This window comes from Sphingomonas sp. CFBP 13714 (genome assembly GCF_014842205.1).
Taxonomy (GTDB): domain Bacteria; phylum Pseudomonadota; class Alphaproteobacteria; order Sphingomonadales; family Sphingomonadaceae; genus Sphingomonas; species Sphingomonas aerolata.
In genome coordinates this window covers 574,213-596,627 of record NZ_JACYVG010000002.1, presented here as the reverse complement: position 1 = coordinate 596,627, position 22,415 = coordinate 574,213, and the positions used below count along the sequence as shown (strand labels likewise).

The window sequence follows — 22,415 nt, the reverse complement described above, 5'->3', positions numbered from 1 at the left end:
GGCCGGATCACCGCAGACCGAGCCAGCGTCGCGCCGCCGTCCAGTCGCGCAGCACCAGCCGCTCGACGACCAGCACCAGCAGCATCGACGCGCCGAACAGCGGCAGTGCGAGACCCAGCAGGATCAGCAGCACCACGAACCCCGCCGCGACGCGCGGTCGCGGCCGGGCGGGTGGTGCGCCGAGCGTGTCGGCGGGCCGACGCCGCCACCACAGCACCACGCTGCTCACCGACACCAGCGCCAGCCCGATCGCGGTCAGCAGCCCGAGCAGCTGGTTCGCCCAGCCGAACAGCTGTCCCTCATGCGCGGCGACGCCGTAACCGACGATCCGGTCGATCAGCCGGCGCTGCGCGAAATCCTTGCGCGTCAGGATCGCACCGGTAGCGCCGTCGAGCGTCAGGTCGGTGCGCAGCGGCCGGTTCGCGGCATCGGACTTGGCGGTCCAGGGCTGGCCCATGCCCGTCGGCGGCGCGATCAGGACCGGCGGCGCGAGCGCGAGCGGGCGCAGCGTCGCGATCAGCCGGTCGAGCGGCACGTCCGAGACCGCGGGGTGCGCCATCGTCATCCCGCCATGTTCGGCATGCGCGCCCACCATCGCGCGGGTGCCGGCATCGGCGGCACCGCGCGCACGAAGTTCCGCGGCCTGCCCTGCGGACCAGTCCTGCCTGACCACCCGTCCCTCGGCCACCGTCCGGATCGCCTTCAGGTAACTCCCCCAGCTTGCGGCCCAGGGCAGGCCCGATATGAGCAATGCGAGCGCGAAGACCGATACCCAGAGCCCGGTGACGCCGTGCAGGTCGCGCCAGAACCGCCGCCCGCCCGCCCGCAACCGCGGATAGACCACTCCCGCCAGCCCGCTGCCGCGCGGCCACCACAGGACCAGCCCCGACAGGATCATGACGATCGCCCAGGAGGCGGCGAGCTCAACCAGATAAGAGCCGGGCGTGCCGATCAGCAATTCGCCGTGGAGCCGAAAGATGATCCGCATCAGCCGGCTGTCTTCGTCGACGCTGTGGAGGATCGCGAGCGTGTGCGGATGGACATAGACGCGCGTCTCGGTGGTGCCGGCGCCGACGATCACCTGCACCGCCTCGTCGGGACGCTCGGGCAGTTGATAGCGGTGGAGCACCGATCCCGGCACCGCGCGCACCGCCGCCTCGGCCTGTCGCGCCGCCGAGGCGCGCGCGCCGTCGAGCGGGAGATGCGTGTAGGGGCGATCGATCAGCGCCTCGATCTGCGGGCGGAACAGGTAGATCGAGCCGGTGACCGACAGCCACAGCACGAACGGAAGGCAGAACAGCCCGGCATAGAAATGCCAGCGCCAGATCGTCGGATAGCCCGGCCAGCCGCGGCCGGGGCCGGGTCCGCCTGGAGAGGCCGGGGCGGCGGCGGGAGCGGACGCACGCATCAGAACCGCGCCTTCACGCCGGCATAGACGGTGCGCGGGACACCGGCATAGATCGACCCGGTCGCCGTCCGCAGCACCGCTTCCGGATTCTGCTGCCCGGTCGCCGCGTTCAGGCTGTTCGCGATCACCGAGGCCGAGCCGACATAGGTCGTGTCGAACAGGTTCTGCACCGAGGCGAACAGCCGCAGCCGCGACCACACCCCCTCCCCCCCTGGCGGATCATAATGAAGGTTGAGATTGGCGAGCGTATAGCCCGCCACGCTCAGCAGATTGCCGTTGTCGATCGCATAGCGATCGCGGTGGGTCAGCTCGACGAACCCGCCCAGCCCCGCCACCGCGCCGCCCGGCTGGTCATAGCCGAGCCGGACGTTGACGAAGGTCGGAATGACGCCGGGGATACGGTTGCCCGCGCGGTCGAACGTCGCCGACACCGCGCCCGAGGTCAGCCGCTCGACGAACTCGGTATAGTGGTGGTCGTTATAGCTGTAGCTCGCATCGATCCGCGCACCCGGCAGCAGCGCGGGCAGCGGCGTCCAGCTGAGCCCGAGCTCGACGCCGCGGTGGACCGAGCGCGGCGCGTTGGTCGTATAGGCGAGCAGGTTGACGCCCGCCGACTGGCTGACCTGTTCGTTGCGGAACCATTCGTAATAGCCCGTCACCTCCGCCTTCAGATTGGTCCCGAGCGCGACTTCGGCGCCGAGGTCGATCCCGGTGTTGCGCTGGGTCTTGAGCGTCACGTTGTTGCCCGGCACCCCCGCCGCGGTCACGAACAGCGCGCCGGCCTGCGGGATGCCATAGCCGGTGCCGACGCGCGCATGCAGGCGGACCGCGTCGATCGCCTGCCAAACGAGCGAGGCCTCGGGCGCGACGTTCCAGAAATGGCGCTCGGCGGGGATCACGCTCAGCACCGGGTTCGCGCCGAGCGGATAGGCATAGCCGGTCTGCGTCACGCCGATGATCGATCGCTCCGCGCCGATGCCCGCGATGAACTGGAGCCGCGACGTCAGGCTCAGCTCCTCGCGCGCGCGGGCGCCCAGGTTGCGGACGTCGCCGAACACCGTCTGGGTCGGCGCGCCGATCCCGTCGCGGCCCGCGGGCGTCTTGTTGAAGCTGTAGCTCTGGTTATCGAGATAATTGTAGAAGACGCCGACGAAGCTGGTCGCCGCCATTCCGAACAGCGTGCCGCGGTGCGTGACGTCGCTGGTGATGTTGTAGCTGTCGAGCGTCCCCTTGAACGGCGTCGCGCTGGTCGGCTGGTTGACGACGCGGCTGTCGAACGTCGCCTGCGTCCGCCACGTCGCGGTCGTGCTCAGGTCATGCTCGTAGCGGGTGCCGACGATCGTCCGGCGATCGTTGCGCGCGAGGTCAGCCTCGGCCGCGGTCTGCGCGATCCGCGCGCCGTTGACGCCGTTGGCGCGCACCGAGATCGTGCCGCAACCCGCCGCCGCGCCGACCCGCGTCGCGCAGCCGCGCTGATAGGGATTGGCGCGATACTGGTCGAGCGAGAGCCGTGTCGAGAGCGCGAATTCGCCCTCATTGTAGATGATCTTCGCGGTCAGCCGGTCGCGGTCCGAAATGGCGTAGGTCGCCAGCGCGTTGATCGTGCCGGTCTCATACCCCGTATGCCCGGTCGACCCGTTCGCGCGGACGAAGCTGCCGAACAGCGCATAGTCGAAATCCGCGCCGGCATCGCCGATCGTCGCATAGACATTGGCATAGCCGTCGCTGCCCGTGTCGATGCCGATCTCCGCGCCGTCGATGTCGCGGCCGCGTCGGGTGCGGAAATTGACCGCGCCGCCGATCGCGTAATTGCCATAGCGTGCGGAGGACGGCCCGCGGACCACGTCGACCGCGCCATAGGCATGCGGGTCGGTCAGGTCGAACCGCGCCAGCCCGTCGGGCTGGGTGACGGGGAAGTCATCCTCGAACACCTGGATGTTGCGCGCGCCGAAGCTGTTGCGCGCGTTCGAGCCGCGGATCGACACGCCGACGTCGCGCGGGCCGTTGCCCTGGATGACGACGACGCCGGGCGAGAGCTTGACGATGTCGGCGATCGTCGTCGCGGGGGTGTTGCGGAACGCGGCGTCGTCGATCGTCGTGACGGTCTGCCCGGTCACGCGCGTCGTCAGCGACAGCGCGTTGCCGGTGACGATGATGTCGTCGCCGTCGAGCGCCACGGCGGCGGTACGCCGCGGCGCCTCCGCCGGGCCGCTCGGTTCTTCGAGGCGGCGCAGTTCGGCATCGATCGCGGCACGATCGCGCAGCAGCGCCGCACGCCGGGCTGCCACATCGGCATCCTGGGTGGAAGGCAGAGGCGCAGCCGCGATCGGCGCGGCACAGGCGATCGCGGAGATCGCCGCCATGAGATGGCATCGGGACATGGGAATTCCTGGTCGGACGCGGCCGGGTCCCGTCGGGACCGGGTCATATAGGGGTCGCGGGCAGCCGCCACCGGCCCGCACTTCGGCGGACGGGGTCGGCATCGCATCGGGTCACCACGCGGCCCGTTCGGGGCATCGCGCCGGCAACCGCTCAACCGCGGACCGGGGGACCTCTTAAAGGTGGACGCAGAAACTCGGGGGCGCGCGCGACGACGGGGGTCGCGACCCGGAAGACGGTGGCGACGACGAACGCGATCGCCAGCGCGAGCAGCACCGGATCGGCCGCGGCCAGCCCCGCCGTCGTCAGGCCGGAAAAGGCGCAGGGCATCTCGCGGCCCGCATGCTGAGTCTTGTCCGGGTCATGCGTCATCCCCGGCATCGCCGCGTGCGTCGTCTGCGACGTCGCCGTCGCAAGGGCGGAAGGCCCCGCCCCGGCACATACCTGGATCGTGAGCACGCCGTTCGCCACGACCGGCATGAACCCGCCGGGGACGAGGATCTTCATCGCCAGCGCGACCACGACCAGCCATGCGGCAAGCGCAGGATGATCGCGGAGCAGGCGGCGAAGCGGTGTCACGCGCCCGTCCTAGCGAGTCGGCGCGGATCTGTCGCCGGTCGTCGCGCGGGTCGGGCCATCCGCCTGTCCCGCCGCTGGACGCCCCGCTCTGCGCAGCTCGGCGATCCACGCGCAGCCGCCGCCGGGCGGCGCATCGCCGGTCCAGCTGAGCCGGTAGCGGACGAGCAGCCCGTCATGATCGGACAGCTTCGGACTGCCCGGCGCGCCATCGAACATCGCGCGTACCGCGACCGGCACGATCCGGACGCGCGTACCCTGCGCAAAGAACTGGAGATCCTGTGTATCGAGCCACGGCGCGTCGCCGTCCCAGGACAGCGACACCGCACAGGCCGCGCGCGTCTGGCAATATTCGTGCACCAGCCCGAACGGGTGATGCAGCCGGAAATCGTCGAACCGGGCGGGCGAGCGGCGCATGTTGAAATCGCCGCCCAGGATCATCGGTCGCGACGGGGTGCGGCGCGCGGCGAGAAACGCCTCGAGCTCACGGGTCTGCGCGCGGTGCGCGGCGCGGTGCCGCGCGGGCGCGACCTTCGACGCCTTGCGCGCATTCATGTGCGTGTTGGCGATGTCTATTCCTTCGGGAACGCCGGGCACCGCGAGCGTCGCCAGCACCACACCCTTGTTCGACAGACAGTCGAACCCCGCACAGGCCCGCCGCGAATAGGGATCGCGCGCGACGCCGGTGATCGCGAAGCGGCTGGCGATGACCAGTCCCGAGCTCATCAGCCGCACGCCGAGCTCCCCCTTGGCCAGCTTGGCACGCCCGGGCAGCCGGTCGTCCTGCGAATAGACGCTGCGCCGCGTCCGCGACGGTCCGCTCGCGAGCGACGGATAGCCCGTGGCGACCACCCCGCGCACCGCCGCGCGCGAGAAGACCTCCTGGAACAGCACGACGTCGGGCGCGGTCCCGGCCGCGCGCAGATCGCGCAGGATCCGCCCGATCCCCACGAGATCGCGCCCGCGCCCCGACCGCGCGGGCCATTGCAGCCCCTCGATATTATAGGTCAGCACGTCGATCGTGGTGCTGCGTTCGCCCGACGCCGAGACCTGGGTCGCAGGCGGCCGGTCGCCATCTCCGGCGTCGACGCCGCCACAGGGCAGCGTCCGGAACCGCGGCAAGCTGCCGCACCCTGCGAGGCCGAGCGTGAGCGCGGCCCCCAGCAGGATGCGGCCTGGAATCACCTACCAGCTCAGCCCGGCGCGGGCGTAGAGATAGCGGCCGTTGAAGCCGAACGGCGAGTAATAGGGGAAGCCGATCACGCCGGTGGAGTTGTTCTGCGTGATGGTCGCGTCGGGATAGACGTCGAACAGGTTGCTGACGCCCAGCCCGAGCTGCGCGCCCTTGGTCGCCTGATAGCGGAGCTCGACATCGGTGATGACGTGCTTGCCGCTGTGCACGTCCGCGGCGGGCGTCGTCCCCGGCTGGTTGACGTCGCCATAATAGGTGACGCGGGCGAGCGCGCCGAGCTGATCGAGCGACCAGTCGATCGAGCCGGTGACCTTCTCGCCCGGCGTGCCGTCCTCCAGCGTCAGGATCCGGCTGCGCGCGAACAGCGTCGGCGCGGGGTCGAGCGTCGAGGTCGAGGTCGGGACGCGCGTCACCTTGCCGTCGTTGATGTTGCCCGCCACCGTCAGGTCGAAATTGCCCGCCGCGACGGTCCGCACGCGGTAATGCGCGACCGCGTCGATGCCCTTGGTGGTCGAGGCGAGCCCGTTGATAAAGAACCGCGCCGCGGTCGCGCCCGATCCGGCGAGCAGCCCCGCAATCTGCGCATTGACCGCGGGGGATTGGCTCGCCGCGGTGGTGATGTTCTCCGACAGCCCGATCTGGTTGCGGATATGTATGCGATAGGCGTCGACGGTCAGGTCGAACCCGCCGAACCGCAGCACGGTGCCGAGCGACAGGTTGGTCGACTTCTCGGGCTCGAGCGGCAGCCCGCCGAGCCGCGCCGCGACCGGGCTGACCGACGGGAAGGTGCCCGTCTGGATCGGCGCACCGTTCTGGATCACGGTCGAGATCGACGTGAAATATTGCTGCTGCAGCGCCGGCGCACGGAAGCCGGTCGAGGCCGTTCCGCGCACCGCGATCCACGGTGCGACGTCATAGCGTGCGGAGATCTTGCCGGTCCCGGTCGAACCGAAGTCCGAATAATCCTCGCCGCGCCCCGCCAGCCCGATCAGCAGCGCGTCGGTCACCTGCGCCTCGAGATCGAGATAGGCGCTGAAGTTGCGGCGATTGCGGTCGACGACATTGTCGGGCGAGAAGCCGCCAAACCCCTGCGCCCCCACCGCCGCGCCCGCGACGGCGCCCGTCACGGGCGTGGTGTAGGAGGCGCGTTCGCCCGCCTGGATCTCGAAGCTCTCGCGCCGCGCCTCGAGCCCGAAGGCGACGTTGAGCCCCTGCAGCACGTCGAGCTTGCGGTTGACGTCGAGCCCGGCGACCAGCTGGCCATAGATCAGCGCGCCGTCGGAAAAGTCCTGCGGCGTCGCGGCGCCATAGGCATAGTTGGCGGAATTGAGCGTGCGGAAACCGATCTTGTTGCGGCCATAGCTGACGTTCAGGTCGACGGCCCAGTCCGCGACCTCGCCCTTGATCCCGACCGCCGAATTGATGTCGCGCGACTTGGTGTTGATCAGTGGCAGGAAACCGTCGGGATAGCCGGCCAGCGCGGTGGTCGCGCTCGCCAGCCGCGGGAAGGCCGCGCTGCGCGTGTCGCGGTCCTGATAGCCGAACCAGCCATAGAGGCCCCAGCTGCCCGTCAGCGTCGTGCCGGCATTGGCGAAGACGCTATATTGCTCGACCTGCGGATCGCCGAACCGTCCGGTGACGCGGGTCGGGGTCACGCGCGGATCGAAATCGGCGCGGTTGGTCGCCTGGCGGTTCAGATATTCACCCGACAGCGTCAGGAACCCGTCCTCGCCAAAGCCCAGCCCCTGCCAGCCCGAGACCGTCACGGCGTGCTCGCCGGTGGTGCTGCGGCTGCCGCGCGCAGTATCGATGTCGGTGTTGTAGAAGCCGTAATTGACCGTCGCGCCGCCGCCCGAACGGGCTTCGCGCAGCCGCAGGTTGACGACGCCCGCAATCGCATCCGACCCATATTGCGCCGATGCACCGTCGCGCAGCACCTCGATCCGGTCGAGCGCGACGGTCGGGATCGTGTTCAGATCGACCGCCGCCGAGCCGCGGCCGACCGAACCGCCGATGTTGAGCAGTGCCGCGGTATGCCCGCGCACGCCGTTGATCAGCACCAGCGTCTGATCGGGCGACAGGCCGCGCAGCGTCGCGGGGCGGATCGCATCGGTGCCGTCGACCGCGGACGCCCGCGGAAAGTCGATCGACGGGGCGATCGCCGACAGCGCGGCGCCAAGCTCGGTCGTGCCCTGGCGCTGGAGCGACGCGCCGCTCAGCACGTCGACCGGCGACACGCTGTCGAGCCGCGACCGGCCGACCGCGCGCGTCCCCGTGACGATGATCTCGTCCTGCGCGACCGGCGCTGCGCCGTCAGGCTCCGCGGCGGCGGGTGCATCCTGCACGGTCTCCGCAGGCGCGGGCGCGACCTGCGCGTCGGCTTGCGCGGCCACGAAAGCGAGAGTCGAGGCGGCCAGCGCCAGCGCGGTACGATAGGCAGTCATGTCGAAGTCCCTGTTGGCGATCGTTCTGTGACGATCTTTCGCGTGCACGAAGATGCACAACGCATTCACCCGGCCCGATAGGTCCCAAGCGACTGTGCGATAAGTGAAAAGAATGCGCGACCGGATGCGCGGGCTGCAACGGGGCATCGCGGCGGCGACATCGAACCGTCACCGTAACGACGCGGGGGCGTCACGGATCTGGTTAATGGATCCCCCCGAGGCTGCGCGGTCGCGGCCAAGGGGACGCTTCATGAACCATCTCTCCACCTTGCTCACGGGCGTCGCCACGGTCGCGATCGCGGTCACGGCGCCCGCCGCCGCGCAGACCGCGGGCGATCCCGCGACGCTACCGGTCGCGACGCCCGCCGCCGACGCGCCGCCGGGTGACGAGATCGTGGTGCTCGGCTTTGGCGAGAGCCGCCAGGTGCAGAGCGTGACCGCCGCCGATCTCTCGCGGCTGACGCCGGGGTCGAGCCCGTTAAAGGCGATCGAGAAGCTGCCGGGCGTCAATTTCCAGGCGGCCGATCCGTTCGGCGCCTATGAATGGGCGGTCCGTATCTCGCTGCGCGGGTTCAACCAGAACCAGCTCGGCTTCACGCTCGACGGCGTCCCGCTCGGCGACATGAGCTATGGCAACGTCAACGGACTGCACATCAGCCGCGCGATCATTTCGGAAAACGTCGCGCGGACCGACGTGGCGCAGGGCGCAGGCGCGCTCGGCACCGCCTCGACCAGCAATCTGGGCGGTACGATCGAGTTCTTCAGCGACAAACCGCGCGACACGCTGAACGTCACTGGCGGCGGCACCTATGGCTCGAACGACACCTATCGCGGCTTCGCGCGGATCGACAGCGGCGATCTCGGCGGCGGGCTGAAGGGCTATCTGAGCTACGGGTTCCTCACCACCGACAAGTGGAAGGGCGCGGGCGTGCAGCGCCAGCACCAGGCGAACGGCAAGATCGTCAAGGATCTGGGCAGCCTCGGCAGCCTGTCGGCGTTCGTCAACTTCTCCGACCGGCGCGAGCAGGATTACCAGGATCTGAGCTACGACATCATCCGCCGCCGCGGGCTGGGCAACGACAACATTGCCGACAATTATCCGCTCGCGCTGCAGATCGCGAAGGTCGCGCAGAACCAGGCGGCAGCAGCGGCCGGCGCGGCGCAGCCCTGGGCGGGCGTCGGCACCGCGTTTCCGGCCGGGATCGGCACGGTCGACGACGTCTATTTCGACGCCGCGGGCGTCCGTCGCGATTATCTGGGCGGGGTGACGTTCGACGCCAACCTCACCCCCGGGCTGACGCTCAGGACCACCGGCTATTATCACGACAACAAGGGCCAGGGATCGTGGATCACGCCCTATTCGCCGACCCCGGCCGGCGCCGCCAATGCCGATGGCACGCCGATCGCCGCCGCCAGCCCGCTCGGCTTCCGCACCACCGAATATGCGATCAAGCGCGGCGGAGCGCTCAGCAACCTGGCCTATGAAACGGGCGCGAACACGCTCGAACTCGGCGGCTGGTATGAAAGCAACAGCTTCACCCAGGCGCGCCGCTTCTACAGCATGACCGATACCGCGACGCCGAACCGCGACGTGCTGAAGTTCCAGGACAATCCCTATGCGACGCAATGGGACGGCAAATACACCACCGACACGATCCAATATCATGTCGGCGACACGCTCCGCCTCGCCGACGACCGGCTGACCCTCAACGCCGGGTGGAAGGGCTTCACCGTGACCAACCGTGCGATCATGCTGCCCGCGACGACCTCGCCGCTCGCGGTCGGGCGGATCTCCGCCAAGGACTGGTTCCAGCCCCAGGCCGGGCTGCTGTTCAAGCTCGCGCCGGGCACCGAGCTGTTCGCGGACTATAAGGAAAACGTCCGCGCCTATGTCTCGTCGGCGACGACCGGGCCGTTCTCGACCACGCAGGCCGGGTTCAACGCGATCCGCGACCGGCTGAAGCCCGAACGGTCGAAGACCGCGGAAGGCGGGCTGCGCTTCCGCCAGGGCCCGGTCCAGGCCTCGGCAGTCGGCTATTATATCGACTTCTCGAACCGGCTACTCGGCTTTGCCAATGGCGCGGGGATCATCGGCAACCCGGCGACGCTCAACAATGTCGGCAGCGTCCAGACCTATGGCGCGGAGGTCGCGCTGACCTACCGCGTGTTCACGCCGCTGTCGCTGTTCGCGAGCTATTCGTACAACAACTCGCAATATGCCGACGACGTGCTCGACGCGCGCGGCGCCGTGCTGGTCGCGACCGACGGCAAGACCGCGGTCGACAGCCCCGAGCACATGGTCAAGGGCGAGATCGTGTTCGAACAGTCGGGCGTCACCGCACGCGTCGGCGCGGACTATATGAGCAAGCGCTACTTCACCTATCTGAACGACCAGTCGGTGCCGGGCCGCGTGCTCGTCGACGCGAGCATCGGCTACCGCTTCGAGGGGGACGGCCCGCTCCACGGCGTGTCGATCGAGGGCAGCGTCACCAACCTGACCGACAAGGGCTATATCTCGACGATCGGCTCGAACGGCTTCACCGCCAGCGGCGACAACCAGACGCTGCTGGCCGGCGCCCCGCGCCAGGTGTTCGTGTCACTGAAGAAGGGGTTCTGACGCACGGGCCGGATCGGGACTTGGGCGCCCCGATCCGGCCTTTGCCATCAGAACGCGGCTGACAGCCCCGCGAACGCGGTCACGCTGTCGCGGTCGTCGCGCAGCGCATAGCCCGCGACGCCCGCGCGCAGCGACAATGCGCCGGCGACCTGTCCATCGACCCCCATCGCATAGCTCATGTAATTGCGATCGGCGTGTTCGACGCTGCTGGTGAAGCGGATCGGCGCGCCGGTCGGGGTCATCGTCAGGGTGCGGGGATCGTCGTCGAACTCGCGCTCATAGCCTGCCCGCACGAACACGCGGACCGGCTCGCCCGGCAGCGACCGCACGACCGCGCCGAACCGACCGGTCAGGCTCTCGATCTGCTGGCGACCGAACGCCGCCGCGGTCGACAGCCCGCCCGCCTCGGCATAGCCTGCCAGCCGGACGCGGTCATATTGCACCGCCAGATCGGGTCCGAAGGCGAGACCGCCGGTGCGGACCAGGTCGAGCGCGCCCGTGATCCGGCCCGCGACGTAACTGCCGTCGGTCTCGCCGTCATGCGTACGGATCGTCGGCCCGAGCTGCACACTGCGCTGGATCTGGCGATAGTCGATCTCGCCATAGGTCCCGTCCGCCAGCAGCCGGACCGGCCCCAGTTCGCCGCACGCATAGCCGCTCGCGGACCAGGCGCGCGGCTTGTAGCGTCCCGCGCCGTTCTGGAAATCGCCCGTCCCGTCCGAATAGGCGCCCGCGATCCCGACGCCCGAGGCCGCGCCGATCGCGAGGTCCGCACCCAGCGTCCCGCTGAAGCCCCGCTCGGTGATGCCGACGCGCTGCGCCGAGTTGCCGCTGGCGTAATAATGATAGGCCGCCCCGCCGAACACCGACAGCGCGCGACCGTCACGCTGCGACCCGCCGCGTTCGGGCCCCTCGAGCAGATCACGTTGCGCGCGGAACATCGCCTGCGCGGCATAGCCGAGCCCCGCGATCTGCTCGGGCGCCTGGACGAGGCTGGCGATCGCCTGCCCCTGGATCCGCTGCGTGATGCCCGCGGGGTGGACGCTGTCGGCGAGGATATAGGTCTCGTTGGCATTCGGCGTGACGAGCGTCGCGCGCGTACAGGCGAGCGACGAGGGCACGGTGCACGCGACCCCGGTGATGTTGGTGTAGCCATAGGTCGCCGGGCTCGTCACCAGTTCGTTGAACAGCCGGTCGGTATCAAAATACAGCGCGTTGACGTTCGCCGCCGCGAGCGCTGCCGCATAGGTCCGGTTGAACAGCGCGAGCCCCGCCGCGCCGCCGGTCTGCACCGCGAGCGTCACGATCCGCTGCGCGCCTGCGCTTTGCAGCCGGCTGACCTGCGTGGCGAGCTCGGTCGCGGCGGTGGTCAGGATCGCATTGTTGGTGCCGCCCCCGGCCAGGAACGCGAAATAGTCGTTGCCGCCGCCCTGCACATAGACGAGGTCGCGCGGCCCGAACGTGCCGCCCGCGCCGAGGAAATTGGTGATCTGCGTCGTGATCGGAATCGACAGCGCGTTCGCCGCGGTCACGCGTGCGCCGCCGACCGCATAGTTGGTCCCGCCCTGGCCATAGACCGGGGTAAGCGGCAGCCCGAGCCGCGCCGCGACAACTTCGGGGGCGACCGGATCGGGGTTGGTCGTGAAGCTGCCGGCATCGCGCGGCAGCCGCGGGTCGAGCGTCGGATAATAGCCCCCATCGGCCAGGCTGTCGCCGAACACGACCATGCGGTTGACCGGCGCGGCGGCGGCGGTCGCGCCACTCGCGGTCTGGGCCTGCGCGGGGGATGCGATCGCCAGGGTCGTGCCCAGCAGCGCCGCGACGGCGGACGTCGTTTTCATAGATCCTCTCCTGTGCGGCAAGGGGTCGTTGCCCCCTGCTCTGGCACTGTCGTGGATCTGTCACATTGTGACGTCAAGCCGTCTCGCGCGGGGTATCAGCCGTCGAGCTGTGCGCGGGTCGTCGCGCCGACGCGCATCCCGGTCACGCTGACCACGAGCGTCTCCATCTGCGCCTCGACGAACCCCGCGGCAAGAAACGCGCGGATCTCGGTCATCGGCAGCGCGAAGCCGCGCCGCCACGCATAGACCGCCATCCGCCGCAACGCCTCGAGCCGCGGATCGGCGAGCTGCGACCGGCTGCCCAGCCCGAACAGCCCGCCCATCGCGCGCGACACCGCGCCGGGGCTGGCGAGACTGCGCAGCGTGTCGCGCCTGGCGAGCGCGATGACGCTCCATTCGAGCGCGGAAAACCCCGCCGTCTCGTCGGCCGCGTCTCCAGCGAGATCGACCACCAGATCGGCGGCCAGATCCGCAGCGAGGTTCGCGGCCGGATTCACTGGTGCGGCGGCTGCGACCCGCGCGGTGTTGCGCGTGCCACAGGGTGCGGCGAAATGCGTGTCGAGGTCGAGATAGGCCATGAATATCCCCTTTCGGATCGGGCAGCACCGGACCTGCGTCGATGGAGGGTCCATCGGCACGGCATGGGGCAGCGCGGGTACGGTCGTGGTGACGGTGTCGTTCCGACGTCGGAGCAACCTTCGATACCGAGCGGTATACAAACCGATCGACCCGAACGTCAACCGCCTTCTGTACCGGGCGGTAGTTTTTATGCGTCGGGGTTCCCCGCCGCCCCGCCCCGAGAAATTCACTGAGCGACATCAACTTCTCAGGCGGCCGACGACGAACTGTCGCTGGAGTGCGACGAACGCCTGCTGCCCTCCGCCGCCGCCCGCGAATCTGACGCGTTGGGGGAGGAGTTTGCAGCACGAACAGGTTCGCGGGCCACCCGCCCCGGACAGGAGAACGGACATGTCGCAGTCCCCTACCGACCATACCGACGACGCACCCCCGACGACCTGGAAGAAGGGCGACCCGATCGCCGCCGAGGGCCTGCCGACCACGACCGGGGACAGCATCGTCGGCCGCACGGTGACGATCAATCGCCCGGCGGCCGAGCTGTTTGCCTATTTCCGCGACTTCACCAATCTGCCGCGCTTCATGGAAAACGTCGTGTCGATCACCCCGATCGACGCCACGCGGTCGCATTGGGTGGTCAAGGCGCCAGCGGGTCGCACGGTCGAATGGGATGCGGTCGTGACCGACGAAACGCCCGACCGGGTGATCGCCTGGACGTCCGAACCCGACGCCGATGTCGCGAACAGCGGCCGGGTCGAGTTCCGCGACGCCGGCGCGCGCGGCACCGTCGTCACCGCGACGATCGTCTATGATCCGCCCGCCGGCATCGTAGGCAAGATCGTCGCCAAGATGTTCCAGCGCGAACCCGCGATCCAGGCGCGCCGCGACCTGCGCCGGTTCAAGCAACTGATGGAGACCGGCGAGATCGCGACCGGCTCCTTCACCCGCAAACAGCATGACGAGGAGTTCGCCTGATGCGCGCATTGGCATGGCATGGCCGCCACGACGTCCGCGTCGATACCGTCGATGACCCCGAGATCCTCAACCCGCGCGACTGCATCATCAAGGTGACGTCGACCGCGATCTGCGGCTCCGACCTGCATCTCTATGACGGCTATATCCCGACGATGCAGGCGGGCGACATTCTCGGCCACGAGTTCATGGGCGAGGTCGTCGAGACCGGTCCCAAGTCGACGCTGAAGAAGGGGCAGCGCGTCGTCGTGCCGTTCACGATCGCGTGCGGCAGCTGCTATCACTGCGGCAAGCATCAATATTCCGCGTGCGACAACGGCCTGCCTGCGGACAATCAGGACATCGCGCAGGAGCTGTACGGCCAGCCGATGAGCGGGCTGTTCGGCTATAGCCACATGACCGGCGGCTATGCGGGCGGCCAGGCGGAATATGTCCGCGTGCCGTTCAGCGATGTCGGCCCGATCGTCATCCCCGACGGGATCGAGGACGACAAGGTGCTGTTCCTGTCCGACATCCTGCCGACCGGCTGGCAGGCGGCGGAGAATGCGCAGATCGAGCCCGGCGACACGGTCGCGGTCTGGGGCTGCGGCCCGGTCGGGCTGTTCGCGGTCCAGTCGGCATTCCTGATGGGCGCGGAGCGCGTCATCGCGATCGACCATTTCCCAAAGCGGCTCGCGCTCGCCAAACGGTTCGGTGCGGAGACGATCAATTTCGAGGAGAGCGCGGTCTATGAGGCGCTGATGGCGATGACCGGCGGGATCGGCCCCGATGCGGTGATCGACAGCGTCGGGCTGGAGGCGCACGGCTTCTTCGTCGACAACGTCATCGACCAGATCAAGAAGTCGACCTTCCTCGGCACCGACCGCGCACACGCGATCCGCCAGGCCATCATCGCCTGCCGCAAGGGCGGCCGCGTCTCGATGCCCGCGGTCTATGGCGGGCTCGTCGACAAGTTCCCGCTCGGCGCGTTCATGGAGAAGGGGCTGACGCTCAAGACCGGCCAGACGCACGTCCAGCATTACATGCCCGCGCTGCTCAACGCGATCCTCGAGGAGAAGATCGACACGACCTTCCTCATCTCGCACCGCATGGATCTCGAGGAGGCGCCGCAGGGCTACAAGATGTTCCACGACGATCAGAACGAAGTGACCAAGGTCGTGCTCAAGCCCGGCTTCAACTGAGAGGATATCGACCCATGGCTACAGCATCACCAAACGGCAAATTCGCCGTCATCACCGGCGCCTCGACGGGCATCGGTTTCGAACTCGCGACGATCGCGGCGCAGGACGGCTATGACATCCTCGTCGTCGCGGACGAGGCGCTGATCAAGGCGGCGGCGGCCGACTTCCGCCAGTTCGGGACCACGGTAACGGCGCTCGAGGCCGACCTGTCGACCACCGACGGCGTCGACGCGCTGCTCGCGGCGACCAACGGGCGCCAGATCGACATATTGTGCGCGAATGCCGGCCGCGGACTGGGACACGGTTTCCTCGACCAGAGCGTCGCCGACTGGCGCGCGGTGATCGAGACCAACATCATGGGCACGCTGTATCTGGTGCAGAAGGTGCTGCCCGCGATGGTCGCGCGCAACGACGGCAAGCTGCTCGTGACCGGGTCGGTCGCGGGCTATATCCCCGGCGCGTTCCAGGCGGTGTATAACGGGTCGAAGGCGTTCATCGACAGCTTCACCGAAGCGCTCCGCAACGAGATCAAGGATGCGGACGGCGTCACGCTGACCACGCTGATGCCGGGGCCGGTCGACACCGAATTCTTCGACCGCGCCGACATGAACGACACCGACGTCGGCACCGATCCCAACAAGCGCTCGCCCGCCGATGTCGCGCGCGATGGCTGGGACGCATTGATGGCGGGCAAGGGCTCGGTGTTCTCGGGCTGGATGACGAAGCTGCAGGGCGTGATCGCCAATGTCGTCCCCGGCTCGGTCCTCGCCGAGCAGCATCGCAAGATGGCCGAACCCGGCAGCGCGAAGGACTGATTGCCGCCTGACAGAATGCGGCGGGCTTCGGTCCGCCGCATCATTTGCCACGATAAAGATCGGCATGGTAGGTCGGGGGCACAGTCAGGAGCCATCTTACCGTGCCCGATCAGCCGCCGCCGTCCGATACCGTCCCCCCGCCCCTGCCGCTTGACGAGCAGCTCTGCTTCTCGCTCTACGCCGCGACGATCGCGATCAACCGCGCGTACAAGCCGATGCTCGACCAGCTCGGCATCACCTATCCGCAGTTCCTCTTGCTTCAGACGCTGCACGAGGCGGAGGATGGCCGGACGATCGGTGCGATCGCCGAACGGCTTGCGCTCGAACCCAGCACGATCACGCCGCTCGCCAAACGGCTCGAGGCGGCGGGGCTGGTCACGCGGCTGCGCAACCCGGCGGACGAACGGCAGATGCATGTCCGGCTCACCCCGGCGGGCCGGACCTGCTGGGCGGGTACGGGGTGCCTCGGGCCGATGATCGTCGATCGCAGCGGGATGACGCCCGACCGGCTGCGCGCACTCAACGCCGAGGTCACCGCGCTGCGCCGCGCGCTCGGCGATCCGGATAGCGCAATACGCTAGCTGGCGCCGCCGCCGGAGCCGGCGACGTGCAATGCCGACGATGCTTTCCCATATAGGTCAGGCACCTGACACGATCGGGGCACGAACGGAGACGAAGCATGGCAGGCGGCTGGACGCGCGATGGCGCGGTGCAGGATCAGATCGACGATACCGTGATGGATGCGGTGATGGCCGCGCGCGCGCGGATGCCGGTCGGCGAGAGCGAGGAACAGTGCATCGCCTGTGGTGACGACATTCCTGAAGGGCGACGTCAGGCCGTGCCGGGCGTACGGACGTGCATCGCCTGCCAGAGCGGTCGCGATCGGCCCGCGGCCTCGCTGTTCAACCGCCGCGGCAGCAAGGACAGCCAGCTTCGCTGATGCGGATGGCGACGGGGGATCGCGTGCCGCCTGGGTCGGCGCTAAGGGTGACGCCATGCTGACGACGACCGCGCTGCAACCGCTTGCCCATGACCTCGACGAGACTGTGCCCGATTTCGTCGTGATCGACGTCGAGACCGCCTGCGCGCGCGTCAGCAGCATCTGCCAGGTCGGGATCGTCGGCTTCCGGAACGGTGCCGAGGTCTTCGCCTATGAGACGCTGGTCGATCCGCGCGACGAGTTCTACGCGTTCAACACGCGGATCCACGGCATCGCCGCGCATCATGTCGTCGGCCAGCCGAGCTTTGCGGACATCCATGCGACGGTGACCGCGCATCTGTCGGGGCGAACGACGGTCGCGCATTCCTATTTCGACAAGGGCGCGCTCGCCGCCGCGTGCCGCGTGCACGATCGCCCGGCGATCGAGACGACCTGGCTCGACAGCGTCCGCGTCGCCAAGCGCGCCTGGCCCGATCTGGCGAACCACAAGCTCGGGCTGCTCGCGCGCTATCTCGGGATCGAGCATCGCCACCATGACGCGCTGAGCGATGCGCGCGCCGCGGGCTGGGTGATCGTCAAGGCGATCGACCATACCGGGCTGACGCTCGCCGACTGGCTTGCCCCGCCGCGCGTCGCCGGCCCCGCCCCCGCCGCGGCGCTCGACGGGCCCTTGCGCGGCGAACGGATCGCGCTGCTCGGCCAGCCGCGCGACGGGCCGCTCGCGCACCGTGTCGCCGCGCTCGGCGCGCGGGTGATGACCTCGGTCGGCGCGACCACGACGATCCTGCTCGTCGCCGGCCCCGACCCGCAGGCGCGCGCGTTGCGCACGCATCCCGCCCGGCTGAAGGCGGAAGCCCTTCGTCGCGATGGTGGCGCGATCCGGATCCTGGGCGAGGCCGATCTGGACGCGCTGCTCCACCGGGTCTGACGTCGGAACGTGCCGGGGATCGGGTAAAGCTCCGGATTGCGCATGCGGCTGTTTGCCCGGTTCGGCCGTTGGGGGCGCGAACATCAGGAGTTTGACGATGAAGGCCATGACGCTGCGATCGCCCGCGGGGCTCGACACGCTGCAGAACGAAGACCGTGCAGATCCGGGCGTGCCCGGCGCGGGAATGATCCGTGTCGCGCTGCACGGCAGTTCGCTCAACTACCATGATCTGGGCGTCGTCACCGGCCGGATGCCGACCGAGGACGGCCGCATCCCGCTGTCCGACGGCGCCGGCGTGGTCGAGAGCATCGGCGACGGCGTGACCGAATTCGCGGTCGGCGATCAGGTCGTGTCGTGCTTCTTCCCCGACTGGCAGACGGGCACGCCGACGATCGGCGATTTCTCGCGGACGCCCGGCGACGGCATTGACGGCTTCGCTCAGCACTATGTCGTCCTGCCCGCGACCGCCTTCACGCACACGCCCAAGGGCTATGACGCGGTCGAGGCGGCGACGATCACCACCGCCGGGCTGACCGCGTGGCGCGCGCTCGTCGTCGACGGCAAGCTGAAGGCGGGCGACACCGTGCTGCTGCTCGGCACCGGCGGCGTCTCGATCTGGGCGTTGCAGATCGCCAAGGCGATGGGCGCGCGGGTCGCGATCACCTCGTCATCGGATGAGAAGCTCGACCGTGCGCGCGCGCTCGGCGCCGATTTCACGCTCAACTATCGCGACGAGGCCGATTGGGGACGCAAGGTCGTCGACTGGACCGGCGGGCGCGGCGTCGACCATGTCGTCGAGGTCGGCGGCCCGGGCACGCTGGCGCAGTCGATCACAGCGGTCCGTGTCGGCGGGCACATCTCGCTGATCGGCGTGCTGACGGGTAACAGCGGCGAGGTCCCGACCGCCGCGCTGATGGGCAAGCAGGCGCGGCTCCAGGGCCTGATCGTCGGCAGCCGTCAGGAACAGCAGGACTTCGTCCGCGCGATCGACGCGACCGGGATCAAGCCGGTGGTCGACCGCCGCTTCCCGCTCGACCAGCTTGCCGAGGCGTTCGCGCTTCAGCAGAGCGGCGCGCATTTCGGCAAGATCGGCATCGAATGGTAAGCGCAGCGACCGGGTGATCACCCCCGGCGCGGCGGGATCGGTGCCGCGCCGGTCAGCCGCGGCGGGCGGTAGTCGAGCGTGGCATGACCCGTGCTCGGATACCGGACCTTGGACGCCCGGCCCTCCCCGCGCATCCGCCGATCCGCCTCGTCCCAGCCGGGCAGGTCGGCGGTATCGCTGGTCCAGTGGGCGATGCTCGCCTCGTCACACCAGTGCATCAGCTTCGGCATCGCCTTCAGATGCGAGCCATCAGTAATATAGCGCTTCATGTCTGCGGCATCGCGCCAGACCGTCATCGTCCAGAAGGTCAGCGCACGGTCGCGCAGGATGGCCCCGGTGAGATACCCGTCGGCACGCCTCAACTGCGCGGTGGTCCTGAGCGCATCGAGCGCGAACAGCGGCACGAACCGCAGCGCGCGCAGGCGAAGCCGGGTGATGCTGACAAAGGCCATGCGCGACACCTACGCCTGCCCGCATTGCCCAGCAACTGCGCGATCGGGCCTGCGCGGCGGAGCGATGCGCGTGCTGGTTCGTTCGACCCGCATATCCCCCCTAAACTGTACCCAGGACACGAGATTATGAGCGATCCCCGCAGCAGCGCCCCCACGTCCTTTCCGAACGAACCGCAGCAGCCGAGCCCCGGTCTCGAGACCGCGATGCGCAACAAGCCCGATCATGGCGAGGACAGCTATGTCGGCAAGGGGCTGCTGAAAGACCGCGTCGCGCTGATCACCGGCGGCGATTCGGGGATCGGTCGCGCGGTCGCGATCGCCTATGCCCGCGAAGGCGCCGACGTCGCGATCTCCTATCTCGCCGAGGAACAGGCCGATGCCGACGAGACCAAGGCGTGGGTCGAGAAGGCCGGACGCCGCTGCATCCAGCTACCCGGCGACATTCGCGACCGCGATCACTGCGCGGCGCTGGTCGAGCGGACCGTCGCGGATCTCGGCAAGCTCGACATCCTCGTCAACAACGCCGCCGCGCAGACGACCAACGAAGGGCTCGACGGGATCGACGACGACGAGATGCAGGATGCGTTCTCCGCCAATGTCTTCGCGATGATCCGCCTCGCCAAGGCCGCGGTGCCGCACATGAAGCCGGGCGCCGCGATCGTGAATTCGACCAGCGTGCAGGCGAAGATCGCGACCGAGAACATGATCGTCTATTCGACCACCAAGGGCGCGATCGCGAGTCTGACGATCGGACTGTCCAACCTGCTCGCGCCCAAGGGCATCCGCGTGAACTGCGTCGCGCCCGGCCCCGTCTGGACGCCGATCCAGCCGATCGCCAAGGGCGGCGACGAACTTGAGACGCTCGGCCAGAACACGCCGCTTGGCCGCGCGGGCCAGCCGGGCGAGCTCGCCCCGGCCTATGTCCTGCTCGCCTCCGACGAGGGCAGCTACATGTCGGGCGCGCTGCTGCCGGTGACGGGCGGCATGCCGATGCTGTGAGCGCCCGCCCCGCGCTGCACTTTGTCGGGTTTCGCGGCGACGAATACAGCGCCGCGCTGCGCATCTTCGGTCCGCCGGATTTCATCCATATCGGATGGGACCGGTGGGCCCGGCAGGAGGTGATGCCGGGCGACATCGCCGTCTTCGCGCGCGGCACCGCCGACGACGAACCGTCATTCTACAGCGTCCCCGATCTCCGCGAGCGCTGACGCTGCTCCCCCGATTTCTCCAGAACAAAGATCCTTCCATGTCAGACCCCAGCGTCACGACCGACTATTCCGCGCGCGATTCGCGGATCGCGATCAACACCTTCACGACGGTGCTGCGCCGTCCGCAGGTCCCGCATGAGGTCTTCGCGACCTATTGGCGCGACGTGCACGGACCGCTCTGCTCGCGCATTCCCGGGCTCGGCTGGTACGTCCAGATGCATCTCGATCGCACGCAGGACGCGCATCTGTGGCCGGCGATCGACGGGATCGCGCCGTTCGACGACTATGTGCTCGATGGCGGGGTCGAGATCGGCTTTGCCAGCGCCGCGGATCAGGAGATTTTCAACGCCGCCTGCCCGATCTTGTTCGCCGACGAACAGAACATGTTCGCCGCGACCGTCGCCTATGCGCTGCCGCAGGGCTCGCGGACGCTGGTCGACCGGATCGCCAATCCGGTGCCCAATGGCGGGGAGAGCATCGACCGGCTCCACGTCCATTTCGGGATCGGCGACACCGATGCCGCCGGGTTTGCGGACTTCGTGACGCAGTTCGCGCAGACGCTCGCCGCCGACCCGGCGGTGCTGAAGCTGCGGCTGCATCTGCCCGAGCGCTACGACAATGCGGACCCCGCGCCGCCCGCGCCCGATGTCGCGCACACCGTGCCGCCCGAGCGTGAACAGGTCGCGATCCTCGAACTCGCCTTCGAGACACCGATGACCCGCCGCCGCTTCTTCGCCTCGGACCGCTTCACCGCCACGATCGACGGACAAAAGGCGCATATCGGCCATGTCGCGGCGTTCGCGGTCAGCGGCGTCTACACTTATGTCCGCGACGGCGAACTGACCGTCGCGGGCCTGCGCGGCAGCCGCCCTGCGCAGCTGATCGAGCGGCTGGGCGCCGCCAATCAGGTGCAGGACGACGTCCGCAAGCTGCTGCTGACCGGGGCGCTCTGACCCCGGTCAATCAGTGTGCGAGGAAGACGGGGATCGGGCTGCTGGTCAGCATGGTCCGCGTCACCCCGCCGAACAGCGCTTCGGTAAAGCGCAGATGCCCGAACCCGCCCATCACGACATAGCCATATTGCCCGCTCGCGGCGGCGGCGAGCAGCTGTTTGGGCGCGCCGCCGGGCTGGACCTCGATCCGGCGGATGACGGGGTGGATGTCGTAGCGCGACAGATAGGTGGCGGCGTCCTCGATCGGCGACGCCATCGCCCCGTCGTCGACCGAGAACAGCGTGACTTGGTCCGCGAGCCTGAGCATCGGCACCGCCGCGCGCAGCGCCGCCGCGGCGCAGGGCGACCCGTCCCACGCGACGAGCGCGGTCGCCAGGTCGATCCCCCTGGACTCGCCCGGCACCGCAAGCACCGGCTTGCCCGACTTGACGATCAGCTCGCTCGCGGTGCGGCGCATGTCGATCACCGACGGGTTTTCGAGCCGGCGGTTGAGGACGATGACGTCGGCGAGCGCCGCGGCGCGGACGATGCACGCCGCCGCCTCCCCGGTCGCATCGACCCAGTCCCACGCGACATCCTCGCGCGCGAACCGTGCCTCTAGCGTCACCTTGTTGGCACGCTCGCGCGTCGTTTCGTCGGCCAGCACCGCCGCCATCGCATAGCCGGCCTCGCTATAGTCGTTGCCCAGGATCGGCGGGATATAGGTCACGTCGAGACAGGTGATATGCCCCGTCAGCGCCCGCCCGAGATCGAGCGCGGCCTGGAGCCGGGCCTCCTGGCCCTCGTCGTCATGCGCCAGCACCAGAATGTTTTTCATCGGACGCCTTT

At 68.9% G+C, this 22,415-nt stretch carries 20 protein-coding genes; 11 read left to right on the top strand and 9 right to left on the bottom strand.

Annotated features, from left to right (window positions below; genetic code table 11):
* Positions 1 to 7: 7 nt before the first annotated feature.
* The 5 genes from IFT54_RS07270 to IFT54_RS07250 form a co-directional block, all read right to left on the bottom strand.
* On the bottom strand, positions 8 to 1,408 hold the full coding sequence (locus IFT54_RS07270) for a PepSY-associated TM helix domain-containing protein (RefSeq protein ID WP_192070073.1): 1,401 nt from the start codon (positions 1,406 to 1,408) through the stop codon (positions 8 to 10).
* Positions 1,408 to 3,771 carry a TonB-dependent receptor family protein gene (locus IFT54_RS07265; RefSeq protein WP_244648642.1) on the bottom strand — a complete coding sequence of 788 codons (2,364 nt, stop codon included), beginning with the start codon at positions 3,769 to 3,771 and terminating at the stop codon, positions 1,408 to 1,410. The genes IFT54_RS07270 and IFT54_RS07265 overlap by 1 nt, the downstream gene beginning before the upstream one ends.
* Before the next feature lie 169 nt (positions 3,772 to 3,940).
* Positions 3,941 to 4,366 (bottom strand): DUF2946 family protein, encoded by a 426-nt coding sequence (locus IFT54_RS07260; protein ID WP_342354782.1) that lies wholly within the window; start codon positions 4,364 to 4,366, stop codon positions 3,941 to 3,943.
* A 9-nt stretch (positions 4,367 to 4,375) separates the two neighbouring features.
* Complete coding sequence (locus tag IFT54_RS07255; protein WP_192070071.1) at positions 4,376 to 5,548, bottom strand: endonuclease/exonuclease/phosphatase family protein; 1,173 nt, start codon at positions 5,546 to 5,548, stop codon at positions 4,376 to 4,378.
* Positions 5,549 to 7,999: a TonB-dependent receptor plug domain-containing protein gene (locus IFT54_RS07250; protein WP_192070070.1), complete on the bottom strand. Its 2,451-nt coding sequence runs from the start codon at positions 7,997 to 7,999 to the stop codon at positions 5,549 to 5,551.
* Positions 8,000 to 8,249: 250 nt separating this feature from the next.
* On the opposite strand from IFT54_RS07250, the gene IFT54_RS07245 reads away from it, so the two are divergent.
* Positions 8,250 to 10,616: a TonB-dependent receptor gene (locus IFT54_RS07245; protein ID WP_192070069.1), complete on the top strand. Its 2,367-nt coding sequence runs from the start codon at positions 8,250 to 8,252 to the stop codon at positions 10,614 to 10,616.
* A 47-nt stretch (positions 10,617 to 10,663) separates the two neighbouring features.
* Here IFT54_RS07245 and IFT54_RS07240 read toward each other — a convergent pair whose 3' ends face one another.
* Complete coding sequence (locus IFT54_RS07240; RefSeq protein WP_192070068.1) at positions 10,664 to 12,457, bottom strand: autotransporter domain-containing protein; 1,794 nt, start codon at positions 12,455 to 12,457, stop codon at positions 10,664 to 10,666.
* A 95-nt stretch (positions 12,458 to 12,552) separates the two neighbouring features.
* Entirely contained in the window at positions 12,553 to 13,035 is a 483-nt protein-coding gene (locus IFT54_RS07235) for a hypothetical protein (protein ID WP_192070067.1), read from the bottom strand.
* A gap of 391 nt (positions 13,036 to 13,426) precedes the next feature.
* On the opposite strand from IFT54_RS07235, the gene IFT54_RS07230 reads away from it, so the two are divergent.
* The 7 genes from IFT54_RS07230 to IFT54_RS07200 all read left to right on the top strand — a co-directional run bounded on the left by IFT54_RS07230 (position 13,427) and on the right by IFT54_RS07200 (position 18,974).
* On the top strand, positions 13,427 to 14,008 hold the full coding sequence (locus tag IFT54_RS07230) for an SRPBCC family protein (protein ID WP_192070066.1): 582 nt from the start codon (positions 13,427 to 13,429) through the stop codon (positions 14,006 to 14,008).
* A complete protein-coding gene (locus IFT54_RS07225; protein WP_037530290.1) occupies positions 14,008 to 15,186 on the top strand; it encodes a zinc-dependent alcohol dehydrogenase in 1,179 nt (392 codons plus the stop codon). Before IFT54_RS07230 ends, IFT54_RS07225 begins: the two co-directional genes overlap by 1 nt.
* Positions 15,187 to 15,200: 14 nt before the next feature.
* Positions 15,201 to 16,001 carry an SDR family NAD(P)-dependent oxidoreductase gene (locus tag IFT54_RS07220; RefSeq protein WP_192070065.1) on the top strand — a complete coding sequence of 267 codons (801 nt, stop codon included), beginning with the start codon at positions 15,201 to 15,203 and terminating at the stop codon, positions 15,999 to 16,001.
* A 101-nt stretch (positions 16,002 to 16,102) separates the two neighbouring features.
* Complete coding sequence (locus IFT54_RS07215; RefSeq protein ID WP_342354781.1) at positions 16,103 to 16,582, top strand: MarR family winged helix-turn-helix transcriptional regulator; 480 nt, start codon at positions 16,103 to 16,105, stop codon at positions 16,580 to 16,582.
* 98 nt (positions 16,583 to 16,680) lie between these two features.
* Positions 16,681 to 16,941, top strand: a complete 261-nt coding sequence (locus IFT54_RS07210; RefSeq protein ID WP_031439716.1) for a DksA/TraR family C4-type zinc finger protein — start codon at positions 16,681 to 16,683, stop codon at positions 16,939 to 16,941.
* Between the two features lie 55 nt (positions 16,942 to 16,996).
* Positions 16,997 to 17,869, top strand: coding sequence for an exonuclease domain-containing protein (locus IFT54_RS07205; protein WP_192070064.1), 873 nt, complete (start codon positions 16,997 to 16,999; stop codon positions 17,867 to 17,869).
* A gap of 97 nt (positions 17,870 to 17,966) precedes the next feature.
* A complete protein-coding gene (locus IFT54_RS07200) occupies positions 17,967 to 18,974 on the top strand; it encodes a zinc-dependent alcohol dehydrogenase family protein (RefSeq protein ID WP_192070063.1) in 1,008 nt (335 codons plus the stop codon).
* A gap of 17 nt (positions 18,975 to 18,991) precedes the next feature.
* On the opposite strand, the gene IFT54_RS07195 is transcribed toward IFT54_RS07200, so the two are convergent.
* Positions 18,992 to 19,426, bottom strand: coding sequence for a DUF3291 domain-containing protein (locus tag IFT54_RS07195; RefSeq protein ID WP_192070062.1), 435 nt, complete (start codon positions 19,424 to 19,426; stop codon positions 18,992 to 18,994).
* A 126-nt stretch (positions 19,427 to 19,552) separates the two neighbouring features.
* On the opposite strand from IFT54_RS07195, the gene IFT54_RS07190 reads away from it, so the two are divergent.
* From IFT54_RS07190 to IFT54_RS07180, 3 genes are read left to right on the top strand one after another with little or no spacing between them, the layout of a single operon-like run.
* On the top strand, positions 19,553 to 20,425 hold the full coding sequence (locus IFT54_RS07190; RefSeq protein ID WP_197984583.1) for an SDR family oxidoreductase: 873 nt from the start codon (positions 19,553 to 19,555) through the stop codon (positions 20,423 to 20,425).
* Complete coding sequence (locus tag IFT54_RS07185; protein WP_183935358.1) at positions 20,422 to 20,634, top strand: hypothetical protein; 213 nt, start codon at positions 20,422 to 20,424, stop codon at positions 20,632 to 20,634. The genes IFT54_RS07190 and IFT54_RS07185 overlap by 4 nt, the downstream gene beginning before the upstream one ends.
* Before the next feature lie 38 nt (positions 20,635 to 20,672).
* The gene (locus IFT54_RS07180; protein ID WP_192070061.1) at positions 20,673 to 21,587 is read left to right on the top strand and encodes a hypothetical protein; all 915 of its coding nucleotides are present in this window, start codon (positions 20,673 to 20,675) and stop codon (positions 21,585 to 21,587) included.
* Positions 21,588 to 21,597: 10 nt separating this feature from the next.
* Here the strand turns inward: IFT54_RS07180 and IFT54_RS07175 are convergent, their stop codons facing one another.
* On the bottom strand, positions 21,598 to 22,404 hold the full coding sequence (locus IFT54_RS07175) for a universal stress protein (RefSeq protein WP_192070060.1): 807 nt from the start codon (positions 22,402 to 22,404) through the stop codon (positions 21,598 to 21,600).
* Between the last annotated feature and the right edge of the window lie 11 nt (positions 22,405 to 22,415).